Origin of the sequence: Streptomyces sp. CLV115 (assembly GCF_038448545.1) — a bacterium.
Classification (GTDB): domain Bacteria; phylum Actinomycetota; class Actinomycetes; order Streptomycetales; family Streptomycetaceae; genus Streptomyces; species Streptomyces sanglieri.
Genome location: NZ_JBCEWQ010000352.1, coordinates 1 through 1275, shown reverse-complemented (window position 1 = coordinate 1275; position 1275 = coordinate 1). Strand labels below are relative to the sequence as shown.

Sequence of the window (1275 nt, the reverse complement as noted above, 5' to 3'; positions counted from 1 at the left end):
CCCCACCACCCTCCGCGCCCACCTCACCACCACCACACCCACCAGCATGTCCATCGAGGCGGTGGACGGTGAAGGCCAACCAGTTTTCAGCATCGGCGAGTTGGCGCTCATGCCGGTCTCGCAGGAGCAGCTCCGGGTGACGTCCGGCACGGCGCCGAGCGTGCTGTACCGCGTGGACTGGAACCCGGTGCACGACGGCGGTGAGCACAGCAGTAAGCAGGGCAGCGAACGCCCGGGTGTCGAACGAAGCTGGGCCGTGCTCGACGGGCCGGGTGGACTCGGTGCGCTCGCCGACAGCGCCGGTGGCGTTCCCGACGTGGTGTTGCTGCCGTGCCGGACCCCGTACGACTCTGCCGCCACTGACGATCAGGGAAAGGCGGTTCGTACGGCGGTGGAGGCTGCCCTGCGGACCGTTCAGGAATGGCTGAGCGACGACCGCTTCGCCGACGCGCGCCTGGTCGTCGTCACACGCGACGCGGTGGCGGCCGAACCGGGCGAAGGCGTGCGCGACCTGGCCGGCGCGGCCGTCTGGGGGCTGATCCGCTCCGCGCAGGCCGAGAATCCGGACTGCTTCGCCCTGCTCGATCTCGATGCCGAGCTGCCCCGCCACCTCGACCCCGTGCCGGACTTCCTGCGCATCGCCCTCGACTGCGGTGAACCCCAACTGGCCGTCCGGAACGGTGCGGTGTACGCGAACAGGCTGGCCAAGGACAACGCCGAAGATGTCCTCGCGCTGCCGGACGACGCGTCGCACTGGCACCTGGGCAGCACCGGCACCGGCACCCTGGAGAACATCGCCCTCGTCCCCGCGCCCCGCGCGGCCGAGCCGCTGACCGGCCACCAGGTGCGGGTCGCCGTACGTGCGGTGGGAGCGAATTTCCGTGACGTACTGATCGCGCTGGGCAGTTATCCGGGCGACGCACCGATGGGCAGCGAGGGCGCGGGCGTGGTGCTGGAGGTCGGCCCCGACGTGACATCGGTGGCCGTCGGCGACCGCGTCATGGGCCTGTTCTCCGAGGGTGCCGGACCGATCGCGGTCACCGACGGACGCACCCTCGTCCGAGTGCCGCAGGGCTGGACGTTCGTCGAGGCGGCCTCCACCCCGATCGTCTTCCTGACGGCGTATTACGGGCTGGTGGACCTGGCGGGACTGCGGGCCGGGGAACGACTGCTCGTGCATTCGGCGGCCGGCGGCGTGGGCATGGCGGCCCACCAGATCGCCCGACACCTCGGCGCGGACGTCTACGGCACCGCCGGCACCGGCAAATGGGCCAC

General features: G+C 71.4%; 1 protein-coding gene. It reads left to right on the top strand.

Annotation, left to right across the window (positions count from 1 at the left end):
• A partial coding sequence (locus AADR41_RS42095; protein ID WP_342287753.1) for a SpnB-like Rossmann fold domain-containing protein occupies nt 1–1275 on the top strand: 1275 nt, incomplete at both ends.